The sequence below is a fragment of the Acinetobacter sp. CS-2 genome, assembly GCF_016599715.1.
Lineage (GTDB): Bacteria > Pseudomonadota > Gammaproteobacteria > Pseudomonadales > Moraxellaceae > Acinetobacter.
In genome coordinates this window covers 2,219,090-2,243,354 of record NZ_CP067019.1, presented here as the reverse complement: position 1 = coordinate 2,243,354, position 24,265 = coordinate 2,219,090, and the positions used below count along the sequence as shown (strand labels likewise).

The following is a 24,265-nucleotide window of genomic DNA, read 5'->3' as shown; positions in this document are numbered from 1 at the left end:
TGCATTAACCTATATAGCTGGGATAGTCGGTATAACCTTCCGCCCCTCCACCGTACAATGTTGCCGGATTTAACTCAGCCAATGGAAGGCCGTGTTTTAAACGTTCAACTAAGTCTGGATTGCTAATAAATAATTTTCCAAAAGCAAATAGGTCAGCTTCGTCAGATTCAAGGTGAGCATTCGCAAGTTCTAAATCATAACCATTATTGGCTAAATAGGTCTGCTCAAAACGGTTGCGTATAGCAGAGTAATCGAAAGGCGCTATGTTACGTGGTCCGCCTGTAGCACCTTCAACGACATGCAAATAGACGATACCGAGTTGATTGAGTTGTTCAGTAATGTAATTGTACTGAGGTTGAGGATCGCTACAACTTATAGCATTAGCAGGAGATACAGGAGATATACGGACACCTGTTCGATGAGCACCAATTTCACTGACTATAGCTTCAACCACTTCAAGTAATAATCGTGCTCGATTTTCGATAGATCCACCATATATATCAGTACGTTGGTTGGCACCATCTTTTATAAATTGTTCTAGTAAATATCCATTCGCAGCATGAATTTCAACACCATCAAATCCAGCAGTAATGGCATTCGCTGCCGCTTGGCGGAAATCTGAAATAATGGCGGGAATTTCATATAATTCTAATGCTCGGGGTTCAGATACTTCAGTAAATGTATTATTTACAAAAGTCTTTGTGTCTGCCCGAATCGCTGACGGGGCGACAGGACTTGCCCCATTAGGTTGCAAATCAACATGAGAAATTCGCCCAACATGCCATAATTGAACAAAGATTTTTCCACCCTTTGCATGTACGGCATTTGTTACTTTTCGCCAAGCATCAATTTGTTCAGTCGTGTATAGCCCAGGTGTATCTTGATATCCTTGAGCTTGTGGAGAAACTTGGGTCGCTTCTGTAATAATAAGACCTGCGCTAGCACGCTGAGCATAATAATCAGCAGCAAACTCACTTGGTATAAGTCCTTTCCCTGCGCGGTTGCGTGTGAGTGGAGCCATTACAATACGATTGTTGAGTTCAATGTTGCCTAATTGATAGGAACTAAAAAGAGTTTTATCTGTCATGTTACACCTCTAAATTTAATAATGATGTTGAATCAAAAAATCTGCGTTTTTAAAATTTGTTATGATGTTTTTTCAGGAGCATCGAAAATAAGGCATGTCGTTGTCGCATGTGCATATAATTTTCCATCAGGCCCTATTATTCGTCCTTCAGCAGTCGCTGTTTGGCGTCCGACATGGACGATTTTTCCCTCTGCTCGTACAAGAGGGGTCGCATCTGTTAGTGCACGTACCATATTTACTTTGAGTTCAAGCGTGGTATAAGCTTTCCCAGCAGGGAGTGTAGTATGAATAGCGCAAGCAACAGCTGAATCAAGTAAAGTACAAAACCAGCCCCCATGCACACTACCTAATGGATTGTAATGTTTGCGTTGTGGTCGGCCTTGAAAGACTGCAATCCCATATTCCATATGCACAGGAATATAGTCGAGCGTTTCTCCAATTGGAGGTGAGGGAAGCTCACCAGAAAAAATAGCCTCAAAAACCTCTAATCCTGAGCGTTGAGTTAACTCTGATAAGTGCACAGAATCTGGTGGGCCTAGATGCTTAAGAATTTTCTGTTCAGTTTCTTCCCATTCTTTGAGAACGTCATTTACTTCCATAACTATAAGTCCAGTTTGAATACTAAGAATTGAGAATGTCTAATATAGTGACTAAAATTTAAGCAATAATGGCTTTATGCTTTACATCAATATTTAATATAGGTAATCGCTTTTGATCTGAAGTTATTATTTGACTGACTGAATCGAGTAGTTGGATTTGATCAGGTGACAATACAACATCAATTGCTCCTAAATTACTTTTTGCTTGTTGTAGAGATTTTGGACCAATAATTGGCACAGTTCCATGTGTACCTGCCCAAGCAATCGCCACCTGATCAGCAGATACATTTAATTCATTAGCAATTGAAAGCACTGCATCTAAAATTGCTGTACGTTGAATCGAGTTTTCTTGCTGAAAAACCTTACCGCCAAAACCCTCTTCACGGCCTTTTTCACCCTTTCGATATTTACCCGTAAGCATTCCTCCACCTAAAGGAGACCATGTCACCATCCCTAATCCTAATGCTTGAGAAGCTGGAATTAAATCGGCTTCAGGCTCACGATAGACCAAACTATGTTGGAATTGTGCCGCTGCAATAGGCACTGTATTTTTAAGTTCTGCAATAGTTGCTGCACGAGATAGTCGCCATGCTGGAAAATTTGATAAACCTGCATAGAGAATCTTTCCGGCACGAGCCAAATCCTCTAGCCCTCTTAGAATTTCTTCGCTCGGTGTAACATTATCAGGATGATGTACCCAGTAAAGATCAATATAATCCGTTTTCAATCTGCGTAGACTTTGCTCAACTGAATAAAGCATTGCTTTTCGGCTATTTCCTTTATGTAGTTGATTGGTATCAAGCGAAGCACCATCCGAAAATTTAGTGGCTAAGACAACCTCGTGGCGAATACCTTGTAATAAGTCACCTAGAATTTGCTCAGATTGTCCAAATTGATAAACATCTGCTGTGTCTATAAAATTGCCGCCTACATCCAGATATGCATCCAATACTAATTTGGCGTCTTCTTGTGAGGAACCATACCCCCAACCTGTGCCAAAGTTACCAGTCCCTAAAGCAATTTGTGAAACATTTAAACCTGTTTGACCAAATAATTGATAATTCATATTTATCTCCACTTTTATTCAGAAATTTTTAAAATGACTTTGCCTTTTGCCCGTCCAGTATTTACATAGTGGAAAGCATCTTTAATCTCGCTAAATGTATAAGTCTTATCGACCACTGGGTTTATTTTTCCAGACTCGACTAATTTTGAAATTTCAGATAACTGTTGACCATTCGGCTGCATAAACAGAAATGAATAGGAAATATCGCGTTTTTTTGCTTTATGCCGGATTGACCAACTTAAAAGCGGAATAACACATTTTAGAAACCAGTTTGGATTAACTGCCTCTGCAAAAGCATGATCGGGAGGTCCTGAAATACTAATAAGACGTCCACCGCGTTTAAGAACGTTCAGTGATTTTTCTAAGATTTTTCCACCTTGAGTATCTAGAACTACATCGTAGTCTTTAAGTTCTTGCTCAAAATCAGTCGTTTTGTAGTCAATGATCGTATCTGCACCTAATGCTTTGACCCAAGGAATATTTTTCTCACTTGTCGTGGTTGCAACCGTAGCACCTAAATGTTTGGCAAGCTGAATCGCAATTGACCCGACACCGCCTGAACCAGCATGAATTAATACTTTTTGTCCTGCTTTAACTTTCGCAATTTCGACCAAGGCTTGCCATGCAGTCAAGGAAACAAGCGGGAGAGACGCTGCAAGTTCCATCGAAATATTTTGTGGCTTAAGCGCTAGTGATGACTGTTGAACGACTGTATATTCTGCAAAAGCACCATTCAGATCGGTCTTGGCATAGACTTCATCTCCGACTTTAAATTGCGACACCTTCGAGCCTACCTCTACGACAGTACCTGCAAAGTCATTGCCTAAGATGAAAGGAAATCGGACGGGCAGAATTGCTTTAAATTCACCTTCTAAAACTCTTAAGTCGAGTGGGTTAATACTGGCTGCATGCACTTTAACAAGAACCGCATTTTCGGTTAGAGATGGTCTCGGTTGTTCATCAATTTGTACATCATTAATATTGCCGTAGCGGGTTATATAAGCTGCTTTCATTTGGAACCTCTATTGTTTTGAACTTTTTAATGTTTTAGATTTTGGTTCTGTACTACACCTTCATATTTCGCTGAATTAATTTGTCAAAGACTTTTACAGGAGCAAAGCGTCGTAATGCTTTTAAGTTTTTTGCAGTTTTACCTGCTGTGTAGCGTGGTAAAACATGTTGACTTTCAATGACATTTAAAATGGTATGGGCAACCACACGTGGGTCATCTGACTTATTTATAGAGCTAATCATTTGTCGATGTAACTTTTCACGCATTTGATCGTAAAAAGAAACTTTATTGTCTGCTTCAAGTAAGTTTAATCCTAAAGAAGTATTGGTATAAGCAGGTTCAATCAGAGATACACGAATGCCTTGTGATCTTAACTCGTGGTCTAAAGATTCAGAATAACCTTCCAGTGCATGTTTAGATGCAGCATAAAGAGCGCCAAAAGGCATAGGCACAAGTCCAAGAATCGAACTGATATTTAAAATAAGTCCTGAGTTTTTCTGACGCATGTGTGGAATAACTGCGCGAGTCATTCGAACGGCACCGAAAAAGTTAGTATCAAAAATAGCCTGTGCTTGTTGCATTGAACTTTCTTCAGCACCAGCGGGTGATATTGCAAACCCAGCATTATTAATTAAGACATCAATTCGGCCTTCATTTGCAATCACTTTTTCAATGGCGTGAGTGACGGAGTCGTCTTGATTTACATCTAACTCAATCAGATGAAATTTATAGTTTGATGAGTTTTTTGCTTGTCGGCTTGTGCCATAAACAATAAATCCTGCCTCATGTAAAAGGTCTGCGGTTGCTAACCCAATACCCGATGATGCGCCTGTAATGAGAACTACTCTGCTGGTCATACATGTTCCTTACTTAAACTTTGTCGCCTGAACCAATCAATTCCGGCTTGATTTTTTCATCATAATCTAAAAATAAAATAGTTACTACTAAAAAGATAGTGACAATACATTTTTGCCTGTGTATAGTTAGTATTAAATCGATACTAACTCTGTTTTTTATCTTTTCTCCCTTTAAAAGATCACTCATAAAAAACAGATGAATCAGATCAATGAATTAAATTTGAGGATTAGAGAAATGAAGTTTTTATTAAATACAGTTGCTATGAGTTTGACGGCGATATCTATTTTTAGTGCTCCCTTAACTCAGGCAGAAGTTGTGTCATTGGTTTCTTTTAGTGAACCATCAATTCAGCCACATAAAGTGTTATCAAGTGCTGTTAGCAATCCGCAAGCAGGGCAAAACGCTCAGCAAGATACAAATTGGAAGAATGTACCCACTCAATTTATTCGTGCAGGTGACGTTAACTTCGCTTACCAAGAATATGGTCAACAGAACGGTGGAACACCTGTCATTTTCTTAAATCACTTGGCGGCTGTTCTAGATAATTGGGACCCACGAATTATTGATGGAATTGCCGCTAAACATCATGTGGTGGTGTTTGATAATCGTGGGGTCGGTGCTTCTACAGGTAAACCAGCCCAGTCAATTGAGCAAATGGCAGACGATGCGATTACTTTCATTCAAGCAAAAGGCTTTAAGCAAGTTGATTTATTTGGCTTCTCGATGGGCGGCATGATTTCACAAGAGATTGCTTTGAAGCAGCCGAATTTAGTTCGAAAAATGATTTTGTCGGGAACTGGCCCCGCGGGAGGTACAGGCATTAGTACCGTAGGGCGAATTTCTAATTGGGATTTAGTCCGTGGAATGGCTACCGGTCAAGACCCTAAGGTTTATCTTTTCTTCACACGTACAGAAAATGGTAAAGCTGCTGCAAAACAGTTTATTCAACGTATTAACGAACGTACCGAAAACCGCGATAAAGAAATCACCATTTCTGCCTATCGTGCTCAGCTTAAAGCACTCAAAAAATGGGGAAGTAAGAAACCTTCCGACCTTTCTGTGATTCAACAACCTGTGTTAGTTGCTAATGGTGATCATGACCGAATGGTCCCAACCGTGAACACCTATGATTTGGCAAAACGTTTGCCAAATAGCTCTGTTGTTATTTACCCCGATGCTGGCCATGGCGGAATTTTTCAGTTCCATGAAGATTTTGTAAAACAGTCACTTACATTCTTAAATAAATAAGAACTTAAATTTAGGACAATGACGATGACAACAATTACACACCAAACAGCCGAGACCCAATTGATTGAAGTAGATGGAGCAAAATTTGCCTATCGTCGATGGGGTAACTCAAACACAGGGCAACCACCGCTATTTTTTCTTCAACACTTTCGAGGTGGTTTAGACAATTGGGACCCAATCATTACCAATGGTTTGGCACAAGGGCGTGAAGTCATTTTGTTTAATGGTCGAGGCGTTGCTTCATCTACAGGGCAACCACGAATTCGAATTGAAGACATGGCCGATGATGCAGCAGCAGTCATTCGTGCATTGGGCTTAAAACAAGTTGATTTATTAGGCTTTTCACTCGGCGGGTTTCAGGCACAAGATTTAGTACGCCGTCATCCTGAACTTGTAAGAAAGCTGATGCTTTTAGGTACGGGGCCAAGAGGCGGTAAACCACGCGGTGACGATCCAGAAGTGGCTACGTTGGTATTGAAACATGCCACCAGTGCTGTGCCTTCTGAACAAGACTTTCTCTTTTTATTTTTTGGTCGATCAAAAGCCGCGATTCAAGCAGGTCGTGATTTTTGGCAACGTCGACATGAACGCAACAATCAAGATACACCAAGCTCAGTTGAAGTCATGCAGGCACAAATCGAAGCCAATATGCATTTTTTACCTAAACTTGATGAACAAGATCCATTTGCGCATTTACGTGAGATTAAACAACCAACTTTCATTTTAAATGGTGTTGATGATGTGATGATTCCGACCATCAATGCCTATCACATGGCACTTAACATTCCAAACGCGCAGCTATTTATCTATCCAGACGCAGGACATGGCGCTCAATTTCAATACCCTGAACGCTTTGTAAAGCATGCAATCCAGTTTTTAGATGAATAAATGCTTTTGAGTTCTGTCCAGTTAATTTGATGAATCAAGAAGACAAAAGATGATGAAATTTAAATTGTTGCTGTGGATGCTCACCAAGCTCATGCAGCGTGCGGTAAAAAAGAATCCGAAATGTGCGGCTTATGTGAATGACAAAAATGTCACCTTTCAGATTCAGACGGCAAGTGGTGAAGGGCGCTATTTTGAAGTCAAGAATGGCAAGATTAACTCTTACTCTGGGCTAACCAAGTCACCTAGTTTTATTTTTACATTTAAGACTGCGAGTAAAGGATTCGCCGTATTGTCTGCTAAAGACAGCATGAATACGTTTTTAACTGCACTTAAAACACAAGACCTTGTCATTAGCGGAAATTTTGTGGATGTGATGTGGTTTCAAAGTTTAGTGGACTTTATTCAGCCTCATTCAAAACCATCTTGAACTGTGTGAGAGAAGACCATGACTCAACTGCAATTAGAAACCAATCTCTTGAATCAGCCTTTAACGTTGCCAAATGGCTTTAGCATTCCAAACCGACTAGCGAAGGCTGCAACCAGTGAAACCTTGGCTAGCTATTCAAATAATCCAACCGAAAAACATGTGCGGTTATATCAGCGCTGGGCTGCATCAGGAATTGGGATGATCATCAGTGGCAACATTATGATTGACCGACGTGCCTTAGGTGAGGCTGGTAATGTGGTAGTCGAGGATGAGCGTGATTTTGCGATTTTGCAAAAATGGGCAAAATCCGTGACCGTGCAAGGTTCTCAATTGTGGGCACAGTTAAATCATCCGGGAAAACAATCAACCAAAGGATTAAATGTCCGTACTATTTCTGCATCGGCAGTGCCATTTGGGCCAGAAATGCAATCTTTATTTGCGACGCCTGATGAAGCCACACATACAGAGATTATCGATATTATTCAGCGTTTTGGTCGTAGCGCAGCGATCTGTAAAAAGGCTGGATTTAGTGGCGTTGAGATTCATGCTGCACATGGTTATCTGATTAATCAGTTTTTATCGCCTTTACATAATTTAAGAAATGATGAATGGGGCGGTACACCTGAAAAACGCCGTCGTTTTTTAATGGAAGTATATGCAGAAATCCGCAAACAAGTCGGTAAAGAGTTTCCCATTGCGATTAAGCTAAACTCGGCAGACTTTCAAAAAGGCGGCTTTACCGAACAGGACTCCTTAGAAACCATTCAGGCTTTAGCAGATGCAGGCATTGACCTTATAGAAATATCAGGCGGTACTTATGAATCTGGCGTAGCCAAAGCACCACAAAAAGCTTCGACTATTGCCCGTGAAGCTTTCTTTATTGATTTCGCAGAAAAGGTAAGAAAACTTGTAAAAACTCCACTCATGGTTACAGGTGGTTTTCGGACCGTAGAAGGCATGAACCAAGCTTTGCAGTCTCAAGCGTGTGATGTTATTGGGATTGCAAGAATTATGGCGATTGAACCTGATGTACCTAAATATTTGCTGGCAGGCAAAAATGGTCTTCAGTCGGTGCATCCAATCAAAACAGGCATTAAGAAGGTCGATAGTCTAGGTATTATGGAAGTACTTTGGTACACCCAACAATTAAAACGTATGGGTAAAGCTAAAGAACCAAAACCTCATGAAAGTGGTTTATGGGCATTTATTAAATCGATTTTACGTAGTGGTTGGGGAATGTATGCAACCCAACGGGCACGGGCAAAATAACCGATTTAATTTATATGAGCCCAATAAAAAGCACTCTAATTGAGTGCTTTTTATTTAAAATCTTATTCGGTTTTTTGGCGAATAGGGCGAGTACCAATTTCGGCACCAGTGATTTGATCAATCACAATCGGCTTAATTTCAGTGCCTTGTTCTGCATCCAGAAAAGTCACCATTTTTTCGGGTTGTTCAAAGGGCTTATATTTTTTGCCCCATGCACCAATCACAAACAGAACTGGTAAAAAATCTTGACCTGCTTGAGTTAATAGATACTCTTCACGCGGCGGATGTTCAGAATATTGTCTCTTTTCGAGTAAGCCTTCCTCTACTAAAACAGACAAACGTTTAGTTAGCATGGTTGGTGCAATACCTAAACTTTTACGGAACTGATCAAAACGTGTGAAACCCGCATGAGCATCACGTAAAATCAACATACTCCACGCATCGCCTAGAACAGAAAGACTTCTAGCGATTGGGCAGACTTCAAGATTGCTATTTTTACTCATATCGAATTAATAAAACCAATAGTAACTACTAAAAAAATACTAACATAAGGTGCTAAGCTAAGCCAGTTTGAATGCTTAACATAGGAGAATGCTTTTGTTTCCCAAGTCAGTTCCGAACTATGTCTGTACTAGGCTGATTTTCTAATAATTTAGATAAATTATTTTCAAGCCAAGTAGTTAAATCAAAGAGTCGTTCAGCAGCCTCTCGTCCAAACTCTGTTAATTGATAATCTACACGAGGCGGTATTTCTGCATAATCCTGACGTAAGATAAAACCATCTTGCTCAAGCATTTTTAAGGTTTGAGCCAACATCTTTTCACTAATGCCATCAATTATTTTTTTTAATTCATTAAAACGCAGACGTTGGTCTCTAAGCGCAACTAAAATCAAGACACTCCAACGACTAGTCAGTGTTAACAAAATTTTTCGAGACGGACAATCTGCTGAAAAAACGTATCCTTTCATCGCATAATACCTTAATTACAAAATTTTACATTTGTTTTTAAACTTACCTTTAGGTAAGTACTTACTTTTAGTTAGGTATGGTACTAGGATGATTAAATTATATCAACTACATCAGATGGAGTTCATCATGCGTATCGCAGTTACTGGTGCATCAGGTCAGCTCGGCCAACTTATTATTTCTCAATTACTCGAACGAACTGAGGCAAAAAATATTGTGGCATTAGTGCGTAATCCAGAAAAAGCATCAGAACTAAGTTCAAAAGGGATCGAAGTCCGTGCTTTTGATTATGGACATGATGCAGATAAACTTTCAGCTCAATTGGCAGGTGTCGATCGGCTTTTATTAATTTCATCGAGTGAAATTGGTCAACGGACAGTACAACACCAGAATGTTATTCATGCAGCAAAACTTGCAAACTTAAAATTTATTGCTTATACGAGTTTATTAAAAGCAGATACATCACCGCTTTTATTGGCACAAGAGCATGTTGAGACTGAACAATATTTAAAAGCAGCGAATATTCCACATACACTACTACGTAATAGCTGGTACAGCGAAAACTATGCAATGGGACTTGTACAAGCAGTTGAGCAGGGCAAAATTTTCGGGGCAACGCATCACGGCAAAATTGCTTCTGCTTCACGTTTAGATTATGCAACAGCTGCTGCTGTAGTATTAACTCAAGAAGGGCATGAAAATAAAGTTTATGAACTTGCTGGTGATACAAGTTACAGCCTTGATGACGTAGCAAAATGGACAAGTGAAATCAGTAAAAAAGATGTAACTTACCAAGATTTATCGGAAGAGGAATATAAAGCGCTCTTGATACAAATGGGTTTACCAGAAGGTTTTGCGAGTATCTTGGCAGATTCAGATGAAGGCGTATCTAAAGACGCTTTATATAGTGATAGCAAAGACCTGCACCAGTTAATTGGTCGTCCCACTACAAGTATGCAAGAAACTATTAAAGAATTTTTATCTTAAGTCAGCGCTATAATTCTTATCTAAAAAAGGCTTAAATTTTTATGATTTAGGTCTTTAAACATTGGATTAAATTGGATTCTTTGGATACGTATTTGGAATATAGTGCAATGCAGTTTAAACAACGTTATTCAAATTAAACTATATTCTTATTCAAACATTTCGTCCTTGGTGTGGGCAAATTCTTGCAGACTTAGGTGCTGAAGTCATTAAAATTGAACGTCCACAGGTAGGAGATGATACCCGCATGTGGGGACCATCATGGATGCCAGACCAGCAGGGCATGCCACACGTGAATCTGGCTATTTTCAGTGTGCTAATCGCAATAAATATTCGGTTTCTGTTGATATTGCCTCGGCTCAAGGTCAAGAAATTATTCGGGAAATTGTCAAAACTGCTGATGTAGTCATTGAAAACTATAAAGCGGGCTTACTGGCAAAATATGGACTTGATTATGCAAGTTTAAGTGCACTGAATCCCAATGTGGTCTATTACTCGATTACCGGTTTTGGTCAGGATGGACCACATGCCTTGAATGAAAATTTCAAAGTGATTGCTTCGCCAATCAAACTTTCAGATACACCGGTAGAATATCGCAATGCACCACCACAGTTGGGTGAACATACTCAACAGATTCTGTCACATTTTAAAATGACAGATGAGCTGCGTGCCTTAAAATTGCAAGGCATTATTGATGGAGAGGTAGCTTAAGCAGCATTCTTGTGATCCATATTGGTTTTGCTTCTGTTGGACCGGAATGTTAAAGCATTCGGTCCTTTTTTGTTGCAAGGAAAGATGACATCCATTTTATGCATCATGGTGTTTGTGAAATTATCCAATGCAAGAAAGCGATACCTACAAGGTGCTTGGTCAGATGTAGTGCTAAGCGTTATCATAATCAGCATAAGATCATTGGATTGCATTATGAAAATTGTCGCAGATGAAAATCTGGCATTTACTGAATATTTCTTTGCCGATTTTGGAGAAATTCAGCAGGCTGCAGGACGAACCTTAACCCATGCGGATGTGAAAGATGCAGAAGCGTTACTGGTGCGTTCTGTGACCCAAGTCAATGCCGAGCTGGTTCAGGACACAAAATTAAAATTTGTCGGCAGTGCGACCATTGGCACCGATCATCTGGATATAGCTGCTTTAGAACAATGCAACATTGTCTGGTCGAATGCTGCCGGCTGTAATGCGCAGGCCGTTGCGGAATATGTGATTACCGCTTTACTGCATTTAAAACCTGAACTGATCGATGCCAATGACAGCTTTACTTTGGGCATTATCGGTCTGGGCAATGTCGGTTCACGTCTGGCTGTTATGGCCAAATTTCTGGGCTGGAAGGTGATTGGTCATGATCCCTTCGTACAGCGTGAACAAATTGAGCAAGTAGATTTAAATACCCTATTAAAAACAGCCGATGCGATTTCCACCCATGTGCCTTTAACTAAAACAGGCAATCATCCAACTTACCATCTCATCAATGCTGAAGCTTTAGCACAGATGAAGCCTACAGCGATTTTAATTAATTCGGCACGAGGACCGGTGGTTGAAGAATCGGCTTTAATTGTCGATATTCAACAGACCCAGCGTCCAGTAGTTCTCGATGTATTTGAGCACGAACCTGAAATTTCAGAACAGCTGTTAAATTTAATTCGTTTGGTCACACCGCATATTGCCGGGTATAGCTTGGAAGGAAAGGCACGTGGTACACAAATGATCTACGATGCATTCTGCAGTACCTTTAATTACCCAGCGACAAAGCAATTTGAAACGCAATTGCCTGTCTGTGAACCATATTTTAAAGAGCGTGATTTAAAGGCTGTGTTAAAGCAATATTTAACCCAAATCTATGATATTGCCCGTGATGATGCAAACTTAAGGGCCTGCCTGAAAGATGGCAAGGTTGAGCAAAAAGCCTTTGATTATTTGCGTAAAACCTATCCCTTACGCCGTGAATGGGCAGCACATGGAGGGCCGAAGGCATGAGTCAGTCTATTGCTTATCAGCCGACTTGTGACTTAAAGGCCATGCAGGCACGTGCCAAAATGTATGCGCAAATCCGTCAGTTCTTTGCTGAACGGAATGTACTGGAAGTTGAAACACCAGTCTTATCGCAGGCCGGAGTGACCGATGTACATCTGGCCTCTATACAGGCACAGCGTCATTTACAAGGCAAATTACACACCCACTATTTGCAAACCTCGCCCGAATTTGCCATGAAGCGGCTGCTGGCCAGTGGCAGTGGTCCGATCTATCAAATCTGCAAAGTTTTTCGTGATGATGAGCATGGGCGTAAACACAATAGCGAGTTCACTATGCTGGAGTGGTACCGTCCCGGATTTAGCTTGAAAGATTTGATGTTTGAAGTAACCGATTTGCTCAATGTGACTTTAAAACAGCGTTTTGGTGAAGTTCGTCCAACGATCCTCAGCTATAAACACGCTTTTATGGATCGTCTGAATATCAATCCATTACAAGCCAGTTTAAAAGAGCTGAAAGACTGCTGTAACCGGGTTGGCCTCAACCTGGACTTAGGTGATGACCGCCTGGGTTATATCGATTTGCTTTTTTCGCATTTTGTCGAACCGAGTCTGGGTTTTGATACGCCAGTATTTTTAACCGATTTCCCCGCTGAACTGGCTTCCTTGGCCAAAACCCGAATCGATGAGGATGGGGAACTGGTGGCTGCCCGCTTCGAGCTGTATATTGAAGGTCTGGAATTGGCCAATGCTTATGATGAATTGATTGATGCCGATGTGCTGCGTTCCCGTTTTGAAGCAGATAATGCCGAACGTGCAAAACTGGGCTTACATGTCATGCCGGTTGATGAATATCTGCTTGCTGCATTACCGCACATGACAGAGTGTTCCGGTATTGCTTTAGGCATTGACCGTTTGTTAATGGTCGCTACAGAGCAAATGAAGCTTGAAAAAGTGATTGCTTTTCCGGCGGACGTGTCGTAATTAGAAGAATATGAAATTTGTACTTAATTTCACTAAGTGAGGTTAAGTACTCTCAATTTTAAGTTTTTCAATGGCGTTCATAATAAATAAAGTTAAAGAGATAACCTTAAGCGTATTTATTTGGGTACCGTAATCTAAGAATTTTTTATTGCCATGTAAGATCCCATGTCTGTTTAAATGCTCAATTTCATCAGGGTTTTGAATTTGACTTGTGCCTTTTGATATGCTTAATTCACCTCCTAATTCAATTATGTTTTCATTATATTTAATTAAACTTTTGCCTGAGTGTGAATGAATATGGAACTTTAAATATTCAAAAAACTTCAATTTCTCAGGTTTAGAATTGTTATTCAATTTGTTATCACCTAAAAACATTCCAGATAATCCAGACTCTGAAATAATTCCATCAATTTGTGATAAAAATAAAGGTATTGCTGCTAAATATCGTTGTTCTTCATAGAGTTTAAATGCTTCTTCATAAATTTTACGTCTATGAGGATAAGAGTTATAAAAATATTCTGATTTTATGTCTTCATAATAATGTTCAGTTAGACAGCGGATCATAAAATCATCGATAGACTCGTTAACAAATTTTTTATGTCGAATTGTAATGGTATTTGGATACCATCCTTGTTGAACTAATTCTTCATTTAATTTTTTTTGCGATGAAGCATTTTCTATAAATATAGAAATACTTTTTAGAAAAGAGCTTATTTCTTTATTTATCATGTTTTTTACCTAATAAAAAGGTACAAGTTACTCTATATTAATGATAAATATTATATTTAGTAGGTAAATAAAAAAAGCTCCAATAGGAGCCTTTTTATTTAGGAACATGCTTATTCAGCAAGAGCCGTATGATGCGCTTTCAATTCAGCCAAAGCCTTAATGCGACGCTCAATCAACATCTCACCAATTTCTTGACCTTTCACATCGGCAGGTAAGTCTTGCGCTTTAATATTGCGGACCACTTCCATTGCATTAAGTATATAAGTGGCCTGAGGATAGTCACGATCTTCCAGCCCTAAACGGCCACGGGAGTCGCATTCACAAGCCTGTATAAACGCCTCCACTCGTTCAGGGCGACGCAACACATCCAGACGTTGCAGTAAACGCCATAAAGTACCCGGTTTCAGGCTTAAAGCCTGATGGCATTTTAAATGTTCTTTACAGACTGCAATGGCCAGCTGTTTGGTATTGGTTGGGACTTTCAAACGGTCACAGATTTCAGTCACCGGTTTGACCCCGCGTTCTTCATGCATGATATGACGCGGTAATTCATCTGCCGGTGTCAAGGCCTTACCTAAGTCGTGAACCAGCACTGCGAAGCGGACATCTAAAGAATAGTTGGCTTTACAAGCTTGCTGTAATGACATCATGGTATGAATGCCACTATCAATTTCCGGATGATATTCAGGACGCTGTGGAATACCGTATAAAGCATCCAGCTCCGGGAACAGGACTTTTAACGCACCACAGGTACGTAAAACGGTAAAATATTCATCGGCATGATCTTCCATCAGCGCACGGGAAGTTTCTTTCCAGACACGTTCCTGAATTAGCGCATTGAGTTCACCTGATTCCACCAATTGTTTCATTAAGGTGAGGGTTTCTTCTGCCACGCTAAAGCCTAAACTTTTATAACGTGCAGCAAAGCGGGCGATGCGTAGAACACGGAGTGGATCTTCAACAAAGGCATCGGATACATGGCGTAAAATGCGTTGTTCCAAGTCCTGCTGACCCGCATAAGGATCATAAATATTGCCTTCGTTATCCATGGCCATGGCATTGATGGTCAGGTCACGACGAATCAGATCATCTTCAAGACTAACGCTCGGATCGGTATAAAATTCAAAGCCATGATAGCCACGACCTGATTTACGTTCAGTGCGTGCCAGTGCATATTCTTCTTTTGTTTCTGGATGTAAAAAAACAGGGAAATCCTTACCCACAGGCTGATAGCCCTGAGCAAGAAGTTGTTCCGGTGTTGCACCGACTACAACATAATCTTTCTCGTGATAGGGGTGCCCGAGCAAGTGATCTCGAACCGCACCGCCTACTAAATAAACTTGCATGAAAAAACCTCTATTCTTCAAGCAATCATGCTACAGAATAGAGGTTTTCTCAAGTCACAAAATGTGATCTAGCTGACTAAATCAAAGGGCTAATTTTTCATTTTCCTGAATTTCAGCAACGGTTAATGCAGTCATGTTCACCAAGCGACGTGTAGTCGTAGTTGGTGTCAGGATGTGGACAGGTTTAGATACACCTAACAGGATAGGACCAATGGTAACGTTATTCCCTGAAGTCGATTTCAACAGGTTAAACGAAATGTTGGCTGCATCCAGATTTGGCATAATCAGCAAGTTTGCAGAACCTTTGAAACGTGAGTTCGGGAAAGCAAAGTGACGGATGTTTTCATCAAGTGCCGCATCGCCGTGCATTTCACCTTCAACTTCCAGTTCAGGCGCAGTTTCAGACAAGATGTCATACACTTTACGCATTTTTTGCGCACTTAAGTCATCTTGGTCGCTACCGAAGCTTGAGTGAGAAAGAAGTGCGATACGTGGTGTTACACCAAAACGACGTACTTCTTCAGCAGCCAAAATGGTCATTTCAGCAAGCTGTTCAGCTGTCGGGTTACGGTTAATGTATGTATCCGCGATGAACAGGTTACGGTCTTCAAGCATTAATGCATTGAGCGTAAAGAATGTGTTATGACCTTCTTTCTTACCAATGATGTTGCTTACGAAGTCCAGATGAATGTCGTAACTTGAGTAGGTACCACACAGCATACCGTCTGCAAGACCGTGTTTCACCAGCATAGATGCAATTAAGGTAGAACGGCGACGTGCTTCACGTTGCGCATACTCAGGTGTCACACCTTTACGTTGCATGATGCTGTAGTAGTCATCAGCAAACATTTCGTAATGTGGGTTCTTTTCTTGATCGATGATGGTGATGTTCACCCCATCTTCAAGACGTAGACCTAATTTCTTGATATTTGCTTCAATCACTGCAGGGCGACCGACAAGGATGGGTTTCGCCAGACCTTCATCGACTGCAATTTGTACGGCACGAAGTACACGCAGGTCTTCACCTTCAGCATAGGCAATACGCTTAGGATCAGTTTTCGCCTGGGCGAAAATTGGTTTCATCATGAATGCAGAGTTGTAAACAAACTCAGACAGACGTTGACGGTAAGCAGAGAAGTCCTGAATCGGGCGAGTGGCTACGCCAGAGTCCATCGCTGCCTGTGCAATTGCCGGGGCAATTTCAAGAATCAAGCGTTGATCGAGTGGACGCGGGATTAAGTAATCACGGCCAAATGATGCTGATTTTTCACCATACGATGCTGCGTCTGCTTCAACATGTGCCATGCGCGCAATGGCATGTACACAGGCAATCTTCATTTCTTCATTGATGGTGGTTGCGCCAACGTCAAGCGCGCCACGGAAGATATATGGGAAGCACAGTGCATTATTTACCTGGTTTGGATAGTCTGAACGACCAGTTGCCATGATCACGTCATCACGAACTTCATGTGCATGTTCAGGCAGAATTTCTGGATCCGGGTTTGCCAAGGCAAAGATAATCGGATTTGCAGCCATGGTTTTCACCATTTCTTTGGTGAGAATACCGGCAGCTGACAGACCCAGGAACATATCAGCACCTTCAAGTACTTCACCGAGCTGAGTAGCGGTGATGTCTTGTACGTATGCTTTTTTAGATTCATCCAGACCTTCACGCTGAGTGGTTAATAGACCACGTGAATCGGCAACGATAATATTCTCTTTCTTAGCACCCAGGGCACAAAGAAGATTTAAGCAAGACAGTGCTGCTGCACCTGCACCTGAAGCGACAATCTTGATTTCTTCAATTTTTTTGCCGTTGAATTGCAATGCATTCAGAAGAGCTGCACCCACAATAATAGAGGTACCGTGCTGGTCATCGTGGAACACAGGAATGTTCATGCGTTCACGAAGTTTTTGCTCGATATAGAAACATTCTGGTGCCTTGATATCCTCAAGGTTAATCCCACCAAAAGTAGGTTCTAGCGCGGCCACGATGTCGACAATTTTGTCAGGGTCGTTTTCATCAATTTCAATATCGAATACATCGACACCGGCAAATTTTTTGAACAGTACGCCTTTACCTTCCATTACCGGTTTAGATGCCAAAGGACCGATATTTCCTAAACCCAGTACTGCAGTACCATTACTCACCACTGCTACAAGGTTACCGCGTGCAGTATAAAGGGCAGCAGTTGAAGGGTCACGTTCAATCTCAAGACATGGTGCAGCAACACCTGGTGAGTAGGCAAGCGCTAAGTCACGTTGATTGACCAGTTGCTTGCTAGGCGTGACGCTGATTTTTCCTGGTGTTGGGAATTCGTGATAATACAATGCCTGTTGTTTTAAAGATTGATCTTCCATCTGTATCTCGTTTGTTACTGGAGTAATTCAGCAAAGCTGCTGGTTTTCTGCTTGGTTGCATCGAATATAACATTTGTTGCGACCTTATCACAGTCGCGTATGTGTCTTTTTCAGGCAAAGTTGGGGGATGAAAGGTTGACTTATATCAAGAAGGTATAAGTCGATGTTGTTCTAGGTATGTGGTGGCTTCTTTTTCAGGAAGCGGCTTGGAAAAAAAGAAACCTTGAGCAATATCGCATTCCAGATCTTGCAGGTACTGTAGCTGTTGCTTGGTTTCAATACCTTCTGCAACCACCATCATTCCCATGGCTTTGCCCATGGCGATCATAGCACTGACAATTGCTTCCTGCTTATTTTTTCCGATTTTAGATATAAAACTGCGATCTATTTTAAGTATATCAATCGGGAAATCGGCAAGATAAGACAGGGACGAGTAGCCTGTGCCAAAATCATCGAGCGAGATATGAATTTTCCGTTTTTTAATTTCATTCAACAGGTTTTTCACCGTGACTGAATTTTCCAGTAACGATGATTCGGTAATTTCAAGTTCCAGGCTGGAACCACAAATGTTATAGGTCTGGATGGCATGATCCAGATCTTCCAGCAATTGTCCGCGTTGTAATTGCTGGGCCACCACATTGACGGATATGCAAATATTGTCAAACCCGATATTGTTCCAGTAGCGGATCTGTTTGGCTGTTTGTTGAATCACAATCCGGCCAATATCCGAGATCAGGCTGGTTTGTTCTGCCAAGGGAATAAACAGGTTGGGTGGAATAATGCCCTTGCTTGGATGATTCCAGCGCACCAGTGCTTCAAAACCGTAAATATTCTGATCACTGAAATTTATTTTCGGCTGATAGTAAACAATGAGCTCGTTATTATTGATGGCATGGCGCAAATCGCGTTCCAGATAAATGCCTTGTTCAAGTAAAGCGCTACTGTTATTGGAGTAGAAACGACAGGCATTGCCGCCTAGGTTTTTTGCTTCAGTCAAGGCCTGCTCAGCGCAATTATTCAGATAATCCAGCTGACGTCCATTTTCCGGATAGAATGCAACGCCCATGGACAGGGTGATAATATGGTCCTGATCGAAAATGTTAAAGGGTAAGGAAAAAGCTTTACTTATACGTTCACAATGATGTTGAATTGACGGGTGAGTAGGTGAAATCTCATACACAATTGCAAAATCATCGCCATTCAGATGCGCTACAAATAATGCTTCGGTATTGGTCAGTCGCAGTCTTTGTGCAACTTGGCGTAACAGTTCGTCACCACCACTATTACTTAAAAATTCATTTAAAGGCCTGAAACGATCGATATTTAAACGAATAACGGCCAGCTGTTTAATGGAATCTTTTTGACTAATTAAATATTGATGTAACTGGTAGTTGTAATAAAAACGGTTCGGCAAATCGGTTAAAGGATCGTAATTTTCTAAATAAGACAACCGTTGTTCTTGCAGTTTACGTTCAGTTAAATCGGAGACGATACCGATATAGTGAGTGACACGGTTCTGCTCATCGCTAATGGCATTAATGCGCATCCAGATGGTTGCTTCTTCACCTGAAAGGAATGTTTCCTGCAGTTCACCATCAAACTCACCGATTTTTCCCAGCTGCTGAAGAATCGAGTAGTGGCTGTTTCTTTGTTGTGACTGATAATTTTCCGTAATATCAAATAAATTTTTGCCAATAATATGTCGGTGAGTAAAACCGGTGAGTTGTTCATAAAATGGATTGACATCAATGTAGCATAGCTGATCATCGAGAATAAAAATGCCTTCAGTTGCTTGCTGAAGTACACTGGCAGCTAATTTTAAGCGTTCCTGATCGGTACGTTCCTGATGAATGTCACGACGGATACCCACCATGCGCAGGGGCTTTTTATTGACCGGATCACGAGCAATGACCCGACCAATATCATGAACCCATTTCCACTTGCCATTGCTGTTCTGAATTCGATAGCTCGCTTCATAAAGTGGTGACTGACCACGTAAATGTTGTTTCATTGCATGCTTGAACTGCTCAATATCATCCAGATGAATAATGTTTTGCAGTTGATGATGATGCAGTTTAGAGGGCTTCAGGGTTTTTTGCTGTTTTGCATCCGTCACCAGAATTTCACGATCTTTGATATTCCAGTCCCAGGGGCGCAGTCCGGCAATTTCATGCGCCAAAACCAGATTCTGTTGCTGATTTTCCAGATCGGCATTCATTTTGGCAATATCAACAGTTCGTTCTTTAACTTTTTGCTCCAGCAGCTGATTGTTTAATTGTAATTGCAGCTCTATATCTTTTGATTTATTAATTTCAGCTTGTAACTGTTTGCATAATTCATCCGTCCATAAAACCTGTTGTTTGGCATTTTCAACTAAACGGTTGTTTTTTGAGTAAAGTGCAGAAATACGCTGATGAATACGCGATGTGATATTGGCGCATAATAAAATGACAATCAGTGCAAAATTAATAGTGAGATGGAATAAAGGATCGGATGTTTCTGTGCTGATAAATTGTGAAGCCAGATAAGGGAAAATAGCAGGTATAAATGCCAGACAGAAATAAGTTAAGCGCTGGGTTAAAAAGGTCAGGGCAAATGCCTGACTCACAATCAGTAATAATGCTGACAAAATTAAGGCATGAACATGACTAAAGGCAGGGTTGTATTGAGGTAAATAGTAGTAAACCAAGCCCATACCTAAGGCAATACAGCTACCAATCACTAAACTTTGAATTTGTAGCCAACGATGCGCATGAGCTAAGGCAAATTGGTCGGGTTTAAAATAAACACTGTTAATCAGTAAACACAGGCAACACAAGAGTTCAGTGCCTATAAACCAAAAATTGAAATAAAAAGAAGGTTTTATAAAATAAAATTGGTAAATGCCATAAACATATGCCGATACAATCACAATACTGACTATAAAGAAGCGGCTAAGTCGAATTGTATTGCTAATTTGTGCAGCATTCACATGCTGTTTAATATACTCGTCTTGAAGATCTGACATACAGGCAAAAACCTTAATTATTATTTTGCAATAAATTTACTTTCTAAATATTGATTGAGTTAAAAAAATAAACTGTATTTTAAATATACATTTGTATCTTTAATTCAAGAGTAATAATGTTGTTGAAAAAAATCAATCACATCACAAGTTATTCATCCAAATTTTGATGAACTATACAGTTAAGTTATAATTTAAAATAGATAAAGCAACAATCGGCGCCGTTTCTGTTCGTAATACACGATTGCCGATGCACCAGTTTATAAAGCCTGCTTGGTTGAATAATTGTATTTCCGCTTCACTTAGACCACCTTCAGGTCCAATTAATAGCGCAATGTCTTGTGTCGCATTTTCCAGCACATTCACTTGATCTTTATTCGGAGCAAGCACCAGTTTTGTGGTCGGGAGTTCTGTTTCTAACCAGTCTTGTAAAGATACAGGTGCTAACACTTCGGGAACTTTGTTCATGCCGCATTGCTCACAGGCAGCGATGGCAATGCCTTGCCAGTGATCTATTTTCTTTTGGTCACGATCATATTTAAGGCGCATTTCACAGCGTTCAGAAGTCAGCAACTGGATTTTGGATACGCCAAGTTCTGTGGCTTTTTGAATGGCATAATCCATTCGATCCCCTTTACTCATTACCTGTCCAAGCAATGTACTAAAAGCTGGAGTACGGTCATCAGGATTGAAGGAATCGACAGAAACACGGGCTGATTTTTTTGCGACTTCAATAAGCGTAACTTCATATTCACCACCCCGTCCATTGAACAAGGTGGCTTTTTCACCGACTTGTGCACGTAATACTTTGACCCAGTGATGAAAAACCGTTTCAGTTAATTCAGCATTCATATCCACTGCTAAGTCAGCTTCAATATAAAAACGTGGCATTTAAGTATTACTCACAAATCAGATATAAATTAAGCTAGACCAAGATCAGTCACGAGTTGACGTGTTGGATCTGTCGTGTTCATGGTGTAGAAGTGCAAGCTCGGTGCACCGCCTGCAAGCAGACGTTCACACAATTTCACCACAACTTCATGACCAAAGGCTTTGATACTTGCCGTGTCATCGCCATAAGTCGCCAATTGCTTGCGAATCCAGCGCGGGATTTCTGCACCGGTACCATCTGCGAAGCGAATCAGATTACTGGCATTGGTAATTGGCATAATACCCGGAGCCACCGGAATGTTCACACCTTCTTTCTGAATGCGATCTACAAAATAGAAGTAGGCATCCGGATTAAAGAAGAACTGGGTTAGAGCGGCATTGGCACCGGCATTGGCTTTTTCGACAAAGTGTTGAATGTCTTTATCAAAGTTTTCTGCCTGTGGGTGCATTTCCGGGTAAGCGGCCACTTCAATGTGGAAGTGATCACCTGAATGTTCACGGATAAAACGAACCAGATCCTGCGCATAAGGTAATTCACCCAAGCCAACCTGACCTGAAGGCAAGTCACCACGCAGTGCAACAATACGGTCGATACCTTGTGATTTATACAAATCCAGCAACTCTGCAATACGCGCTTTGTCATCACCAATACAAGACAGGTGAGGGGCAACAGGCGTGCCTTTGCCATTAAAGTCATTGATTGCAGCAAGTGTACGTTCACGAGTGGAACCACCGGCACCATAAGTCACTGAAAAGAACTCAGGATTTAACAGTTGTAATTCTTTATGAACAACACGAAGTTTTTCCGCCCCGGCATCAGTTTTAGTCGGGAAAAACTCAAAAGAAATTGGAACACGTTTGGTCATTTTTCAAATCCTTTTTTATCAATACTGTTTTAATTTTTCACCCTCTCCCTGACCTCTCCCAAAGGGAGAGGAGAATTCATTACTGAATTATGCAGGGTTTAAGCCATATTTATTCATATGATGAAATTAAACATCCATCGGAAATAAATCTGGTGCTCACCCTCTCTTGCACTTGTTTTAAAGCAGTGCTTAAAACAAGCTCAGGGAGAGGGATGGGGTGAGGGGTATTAGTATTTATAAGTCTCAGATTTGAATGGACCTTCAACTTGAACACCTAAGTAGTCAGCTTGTTCTTGAGTTAATTGAGTCAAGACACCACCGAAACCGGCAACCATTGCAGCAGCAACTTCTTCGTCCAGTTTCTTAGGAAGCAGTTCTACACGAATTGCAGCCTGTTTTTGCTCTTCAGGAAGATCAGCAAATTTTTCGGCGAACAAGTGCATTTGAGCCAATACCTGGTTAGCAAATGAACCGTCCATCACACGTGATGGGTGACCAGTCGCATTACCCAGATTCACTAAACGACCTTCAGAAAGGAGGATTAAATAATCGTTTTCATTTTCTGAACGATACACTTGGTGTACTTGAGGTTTAACTTCAACCCATTTGTAGCCACGTAGGTAGTTGGTATCGATTTCAGTATCGAAGTGACCGATGTTACACACCACTGCACCTGCTTTTAATGTATCTAACATTGCAGCGTCACATACGTGGTAGTTACCTGTAGTCGTTACGATCAAGTCAGTGTTTTGAAGAAGATCCGCATTTACGTCTTCTTTTTTACCTGTTTGCACGCCGTTTTTGTATGGAGATACAACTTCATAACCGTCCATACATGCTTGCATCGCACAGATTGGATCGATTTCGGTTACGCGAACAATCATACCTTCTTGACGAAGTGATTGAGCAGAACCTTTACCTACGTCACCGTAACCAATCACCAATGCACGACGACCAGACATCAACATGTCAGTACCGCGTTTGATCGCATCGTTTAGAGAATGGCGGCAACCGTATTTGTTGTCGTTTTTAGACTTGGTTACTGAGTCATTTACGTTGATTGCAGGAACTTTTAAAGTGCCGTCACGTAACATTTCATAAAGACGTTGCACACCCGTGGTGGTTTCTTCAGTCACACCATGGATTTTCGCTAACACTTCAGGATATTTTTCGTGAACAAGAGCAGTCAAGTCACCGCCATCATCCAGAATCATGTTGGCATCCCAAGGTTTGCCATTGACATTGATTTGCTGTTCCAGACACCACATGTATTCTTCTTCGGTTTCACCTTTCCAGGCAAAAACAGGAATACCGCGTGCAGCAATTGCAGCAGCAGCGTGGTCTTGAGTAGAGAAGATGTTGCAAGAAGTCCAACGTACTTCAGCGCCCAATTCAACTAAAGTTTCAATTAAAACTGCAGTTTGAATGGTCATGTGAATACAGCCGAGAATTTTCGCGCCTGCAAGTGGTTTTGCTGCTGAGTAGCGTTTACGTAAGCCGATCAGCGCTGGCATTTCTGCTTCAGCAAGTTTGATTTCTTTACGGCCGTAGTCAGCTAGGGAAATATCGGCAACTTTATAATCTGTAAATGAAGCATTAACCGCGTTCATCACGATCTCCTTATAAAAAACAAAAATTGATCATTCAGTTCGCGGATGCCGTTGTTGGTTGATCAGACAAGTTCAACCGATCGT

The 24,265-nt window shown here is 41.0% G+C and carries 22 protein-coding genes and 1 pseudogene; 8 read left to right on the top strand and 15 right to left on the bottom strand.

Going from position 1 to position 24,265, the window contains the following annotated elements:
• Nucleotides 1–4: 4 nt before the first annotated feature.
• From JFY49_RS11055 to JFY49_RS11030, 6 genes are read right to left on the bottom strand one after another with little or no spacing between them, the layout of a single operon-like run.
• Nucleotides 5–1,087: an alkene reductase gene (locus JFY49_RS11055; protein WP_200222911.1), complete on the bottom strand. Its 1,083-nt coding sequence runs from the start codon at nucleotides 1,085–1,087 to the stop codon at nucleotides 5–7.
• Nucleotides 1,088–1,146: 59 nt separating this feature from the next.
• Entirely contained in the window at nucleotides 1,147–1,686 is a 540-nt protein-coding gene (locus tag JFY49_RS11050; RefSeq protein WP_086196247.1) for a PaaI family thioesterase, read from the bottom strand.
• Nucleotides 1,687–1,744: 58 nt separating this feature from the next.
• Complete coding sequence (locus JFY49_RS11045; protein WP_200222909.1) at nucleotides 1,745–2,752, bottom strand: aldo/keto reductase; 1,008 nt, start codon at nucleotides 2,750–2,752, stop codon at nucleotides 1,745–1,747.
• A 14-nt stretch (nucleotides 2,753–2,766) separates the two neighbouring features.
• Complete coding sequence (locus tag JFY49_RS11040; protein ID WP_200222907.1) at nucleotides 2,767–3,765, bottom strand: NADP-dependent oxidoreductase; 999 nt, start codon at nucleotides 3,763–3,765, stop codon at nucleotides 2,767–2,769.
• A gap of 52 nt (nucleotides 3,766–3,817) precedes the next feature.
• Nucleotides 3,818–4,621: an oxidoreductase gene (locus JFY49_RS11035; RefSeq protein WP_200222900.1), complete on the bottom strand. Its 804-nt coding sequence runs from the start codon at nucleotides 4,619–4,621 to the stop codon at nucleotides 3,818–3,820.
• Between the two features lie 13 nt (nucleotides 4,622–4,634).
• Nucleotides 4,635–4,808 carry a hypothetical protein gene (locus JFY49_RS11030; protein WP_200222889.1) on the bottom strand — a complete coding sequence of 58 codons (174 nt, stop codon included), beginning with the start codon at nucleotides 4,806–4,808 and terminating at the stop codon, nucleotides 4,635–4,637.
• 48 nt (nucleotides 4,809–4,856) lie between these two features.
• On the opposite strand from JFY49_RS11030, the gene JFY49_RS11025 reads away from it, so the two are divergent.
• From JFY49_RS11025 to JFY49_RS11010, 4 genes are read left to right on the top strand one after another with little or no spacing between them, the layout of a single operon-like run.
• On the top strand, nucleotides 4,857–5,870 hold the full coding sequence (locus JFY49_RS11025; protein ID WP_200224863.1) for an alpha/beta fold hydrolase: 1,014 nt from the start codon (nucleotides 4,857–4,859) through the stop codon (nucleotides 5,868–5,870).
• Between the two features lie 24 nt (nucleotides 5,871–5,894).
• Nucleotides 5,895–6,758 (top strand): alpha/beta fold hydrolase, encoded by an 864-nt coding sequence (locus JFY49_RS11020; RefSeq protein ID WP_200222887.1) that lies wholly within the window; start codon nucleotides 5,895–5,897, stop codon nucleotides 6,756–6,758.
• A 49-nt stretch (nucleotides 6,759–6,807) separates the two neighbouring features.
• Nucleotides 6,808–7,185: a helicase gene (locus tag JFY49_RS11015; protein ID WP_200222885.1), complete on the top strand. Its 378-nt coding sequence runs from the start codon at nucleotides 6,808–6,810 to the stop codon at nucleotides 7,183–7,185.
• An 18-nt stretch (nucleotides 7,186–7,203) separates the two neighbouring features.
• Nucleotides 7,204–8,454, top strand: a complete 1,251-nt coding sequence (locus JFY49_RS11010) for an NADH:flavin oxidoreductase/NADH oxidase family protein (RefSeq protein ID WP_200222883.1) — start codon at nucleotides 7,204–7,206, stop codon at nucleotides 8,452–8,454.
• 62 nt (nucleotides 8,455–8,516) lie between these two features.
• Here the strand turns inward: JFY49_RS11010 and JFY49_RS11005 are convergent, their stop codons facing one another.
• Complete coding sequence (locus JFY49_RS11005) at nucleotides 8,517–8,957, bottom strand: winged helix-turn-helix transcriptional regulator (protein ID WP_200222881.1); 441 nt, start codon at nucleotides 8,955–8,957, stop codon at nucleotides 8,517–8,519.
• 106 nt (nucleotides 8,958–9,063) lie between these two features.
• Entirely contained in the window at nucleotides 9,064–9,423 is a 360-nt protein-coding gene (locus tag JFY49_RS11000) for a winged helix-turn-helix transcriptional regulator (protein WP_200222879.1), read from the bottom strand.
• 127 nt (nucleotides 9,424–9,550) lie between these two features.
• Here JFY49_RS11000 and JFY49_RS10995 point away from each other — a divergent pair, with 127 nt between their 5' ends.
• From JFY49_RS10995 to epmA, 4 genes and pseudogenes are all read left to right on the top strand, one after another.
• Nucleotides 9,551–10,408, top strand: a complete 858-nt coding sequence (locus JFY49_RS10995; protein WP_200222878.1) for an SDR family oxidoreductase — start codon at nucleotides 9,551–9,553, stop codon at nucleotides 10,406–10,408.
• Between the two features lie 142 nt (nucleotides 10,409–10,550).
• Nucleotides 10,551–11,116: pseudogene (locus JFY49_RS10990) on the top strand (CoA transferase).
• Between the two features lie 213 nt (nucleotides 11,117–11,329).
• Nucleotides 11,330–12,397, top strand: a complete 1,068-nt coding sequence (locus JFY49_RS10985) for a 4-phosphoerythronate dehydrogenase (RefSeq protein WP_200222876.1) — start codon at nucleotides 11,330–11,332, stop codon at nucleotides 12,395–12,397.
• The gene (gene epmA / locus JFY49_RS10980) at nucleotides 12,394–13,374 is read left to right on the top strand and encodes an EF-P lysine aminoacylase EpmA (RefSeq protein WP_200222874.1); all 981 of its coding nucleotides are present in this window, start codon (nucleotides 12,394–12,396) and stop codon (nucleotides 13,372–13,374) included. Before JFY49_RS10985 ends, epmA begins: the two co-directional genes overlap by 4 nt.
• 42 nt (nucleotides 13,375–13,416) lie before the next feature.
• Here the strand turns inward: epmA and JFY49_RS10975 are convergent, their stop codons facing one another.
• From JFY49_RS10975 to ahcY, 7 genes are all read right to left on the bottom strand, one after another.
• The gene (locus tag JFY49_RS10975; RefSeq protein WP_200222872.1) at nucleotides 13,417–14,103 is read right to left on the bottom strand and encodes a hypothetical protein; all 687 of its coding nucleotides are present in this window, start codon (nucleotides 14,101–14,103) and stop codon (nucleotides 13,417–13,419) included.
• Between the two features lie 110 nt (nucleotides 14,104–14,213).
• Nucleotides 14,214–15,449 (bottom strand): multifunctional CCA addition/repair protein, encoded by a 1,236-nt coding sequence (locus JFY49_RS10970; RefSeq protein WP_200222870.1) that lies wholly within the window; start codon nucleotides 15,447–15,449, stop codon nucleotides 14,214–14,216.
• A gap of 81 nt (nucleotides 15,450–15,530) precedes the next feature.
• Nucleotides 15,531–17,810 carry an NADP-dependent malic enzyme gene (locus tag JFY49_RS10965; RefSeq protein WP_086196232.1) on the bottom strand — a complete coding sequence of 760 codons (2,280 nt, stop codon included), beginning with the start codon at nucleotides 17,808–17,810 and terminating at the stop codon, nucleotides 15,531–15,533.
• Nucleotides 17,811–17,955: 145 nt separating this feature from the next.
• The gene (locus JFY49_RS10960; protein WP_200222867.1) at nucleotides 17,956–20,817 is read right to left on the bottom strand and encodes an EAL domain-containing protein; all 2,862 of its coding nucleotides are present in this window, start codon (nucleotides 20,815–20,817) and stop codon (nucleotides 17,956–17,958) included.
• A gap of 171 nt (nucleotides 20,818–20,988) precedes the next feature.
• Nucleotides 20,989–21,705 (bottom strand): 16S rRNA (uracil(1498)-N(3))-methyltransferase, encoded by a 717-nt coding sequence (locus tag JFY49_RS10955; protein ID WP_200222864.1) that lies wholly within the window; start codon nucleotides 21,703–21,705, stop codon nucleotides 20,989–20,991.
• A gap of 29 nt (nucleotides 21,706–21,734) precedes the next feature.
• The gene (metF, locus tag JFY49_RS10950; protein ID WP_180043186.1) at nucleotides 21,735–22,571 is read right to left on the bottom strand and encodes a methylenetetrahydrofolate reductase [NAD(P)H]; all 837 of its coding nucleotides are present in this window, start codon (nucleotides 22,569–22,571) and stop codon (nucleotides 21,735–21,737) included.
• A gap of 227 nt (nucleotides 22,572–22,798) precedes the next feature.
• Nucleotides 22,799–24,181 (bottom strand): adenosylhomocysteinase, encoded by a 1,383-nt coding sequence (ahcY, locus tag JFY49_RS10945; protein ID WP_166167372.1) that lies wholly within the window; start codon nucleotides 24,179–24,181, stop codon nucleotides 22,799–22,801.
• Between the last annotated feature and the right edge of the window lie 84 nt (nucleotides 24,182–24,265).

What these genes read in the sequence shown, in the direction of transcription:
- JFY49_RS11055 (WP_200222911.1), bottom strand. Translation starts at nt 1,087, where the DNA reads ATGACAGATAAAACTCTTTTTAGTTCCTATCAATTAGGCAACATTGAA.
- JFY49_RS11050 (WP_086196247.1), bottom strand. Translation starts at nt 1,686, where the DNA reads ATGGAAGTAAATGACGTTCTCAAAGAATGGGAAGAAACTGAACAGAAA.
- JFY49_RS11045 (WP_200222909.1), bottom strand. Translation starts at nt 2,752, where the DNA reads ATGAATTATCAATTATTTGGTCAAACAGGTTTAAATGTTTCACAAATT.
- JFY49_RS11040 (WP_200222907.1), bottom strand. Translation starts at nt 3,765, where the DNA reads ATGAAAGCAGCTTATATAACCCGCTACGGCAATATTAATGATGTACAA.
- JFY49_RS11035 (WP_200222900.1), bottom strand. Translation starts at nt 4,621, where the DNA reads ATGACCAGCAGAGTAGTTCTCATTACAGGCGCATCATCGGGTATTGGG.
- JFY49_RS11030 (WP_200222889.1), bottom strand. Translation starts at nt 4,808, where the DNA reads ATGAGTGATCTTTTAAAGGGAGAAAAGATAAAAAACAGAGTTAGTATC.
- JFY49_RS11025 (WP_200224863.1), top strand. Translation starts at nt 4,857, where the DNA reads ATGAAGTTTTTATTAAATACAGTTGCTATGAGTTTGACGGCGATATCT.
- JFY49_RS11020 (WP_200222887.1), top strand. Translation starts at nt 5,895, where the DNA reads ATGACAACAATTACACACCAAACAGCCGAGACCCAATTGATTGAAGTA.
- JFY49_RS11015 (WP_200222885.1), top strand. Translation starts at nt 6,808, where the DNA reads ATGATGAAATTTAAATTGTTGCTGTGGATGCTCACCAAGCTCATGCAG.
- JFY49_RS11010 (WP_200222883.1), top strand. Translation starts at nt 7,204, where the DNA reads ATGACTCAACTGCAATTAGAAACCAATCTCTTGAATCAGCCTTTAACG.
- JFY49_RS11005 (WP_200222881.1), bottom strand. Translation starts at nt 8,957, where the DNA reads ATGAGTAAAAATAGCAATCTTGAAGTCTGCCCAATCGCTAGAAGTCTT.
- JFY49_RS11000 (WP_200222879.1), bottom strand. Translation starts at nt 9,423, where the DNA reads ATGAAAGGATACGTTTTTTCAGCAGATTGTCCGTCTCGAAAAATTTTG.
- JFY49_RS10995 (WP_200222878.1), top strand. Translation starts at nt 9,551, where the DNA reads ATGCGTATCGCAGTTACTGGTGCATCAGGTCAGCTCGGCCAACTTATT.
- JFY49_RS10985 (WP_200222876.1), top strand. Translation starts at nt 11,330, where the DNA reads ATGAAAATTGTCGCAGATGAAAATCTGGCATTTACTGAATATTTCTTT.
- epmA (WP_200222874.1), top strand. Translation starts at nt 12,394, where the DNA reads ATGAGTCAGTCTATTGCTTATCAGCCGACTTGTGACTTAAAGGCCATG.
- JFY49_RS10975 (WP_200222872.1), bottom strand. Translation starts at nt 14,103, where the DNA reads ATGATAAATAAAGAAATAAGCTCTTTTCTAAAAAGTATTTCTATATTT.
- JFY49_RS10970 (WP_200222870.1), bottom strand. Translation starts at nt 15,449, where the DNA reads ATGCAAGTTTATTTAGTAGGCGGTGCGGTTCGAGATCACTTGCTCGGG.
- JFY49_RS10965 (WP_086196232.1), bottom strand. Translation starts at nt 17,810, where the DNA reads ATGGAAGATCAATCTTTAAAACAACAGGCATTGTATTATCACGAATTC.
- JFY49_RS10960 (WP_200222867.1), bottom strand. Translation starts at nt 20,817, where the DNA reads ATGTCAGATCTTCAAGACGAGTATATTAAACAGCATGTGAATGCTGCA.
- JFY49_RS10955 (WP_200222864.1), bottom strand. Translation starts at nt 21,705, where the DNA reads ATGCCACGTTTTTATATTGAAGCTGACTTAGCAGTGGATATGAATGCT.
- metF (WP_180043186.1), bottom strand. Translation starts at nt 22,571, where the DNA reads ATGACCAAACGTGTTCCAATTTCTTTTGAGTTTTTCCCGACTAAAACT.
- ahcY (WP_166167372.1), bottom strand. Translation starts at nt 24,181, where the DNA reads ATGAACGCGGTTAATGCTTCATTTACAGATTATAAAGTTGCCGATATT.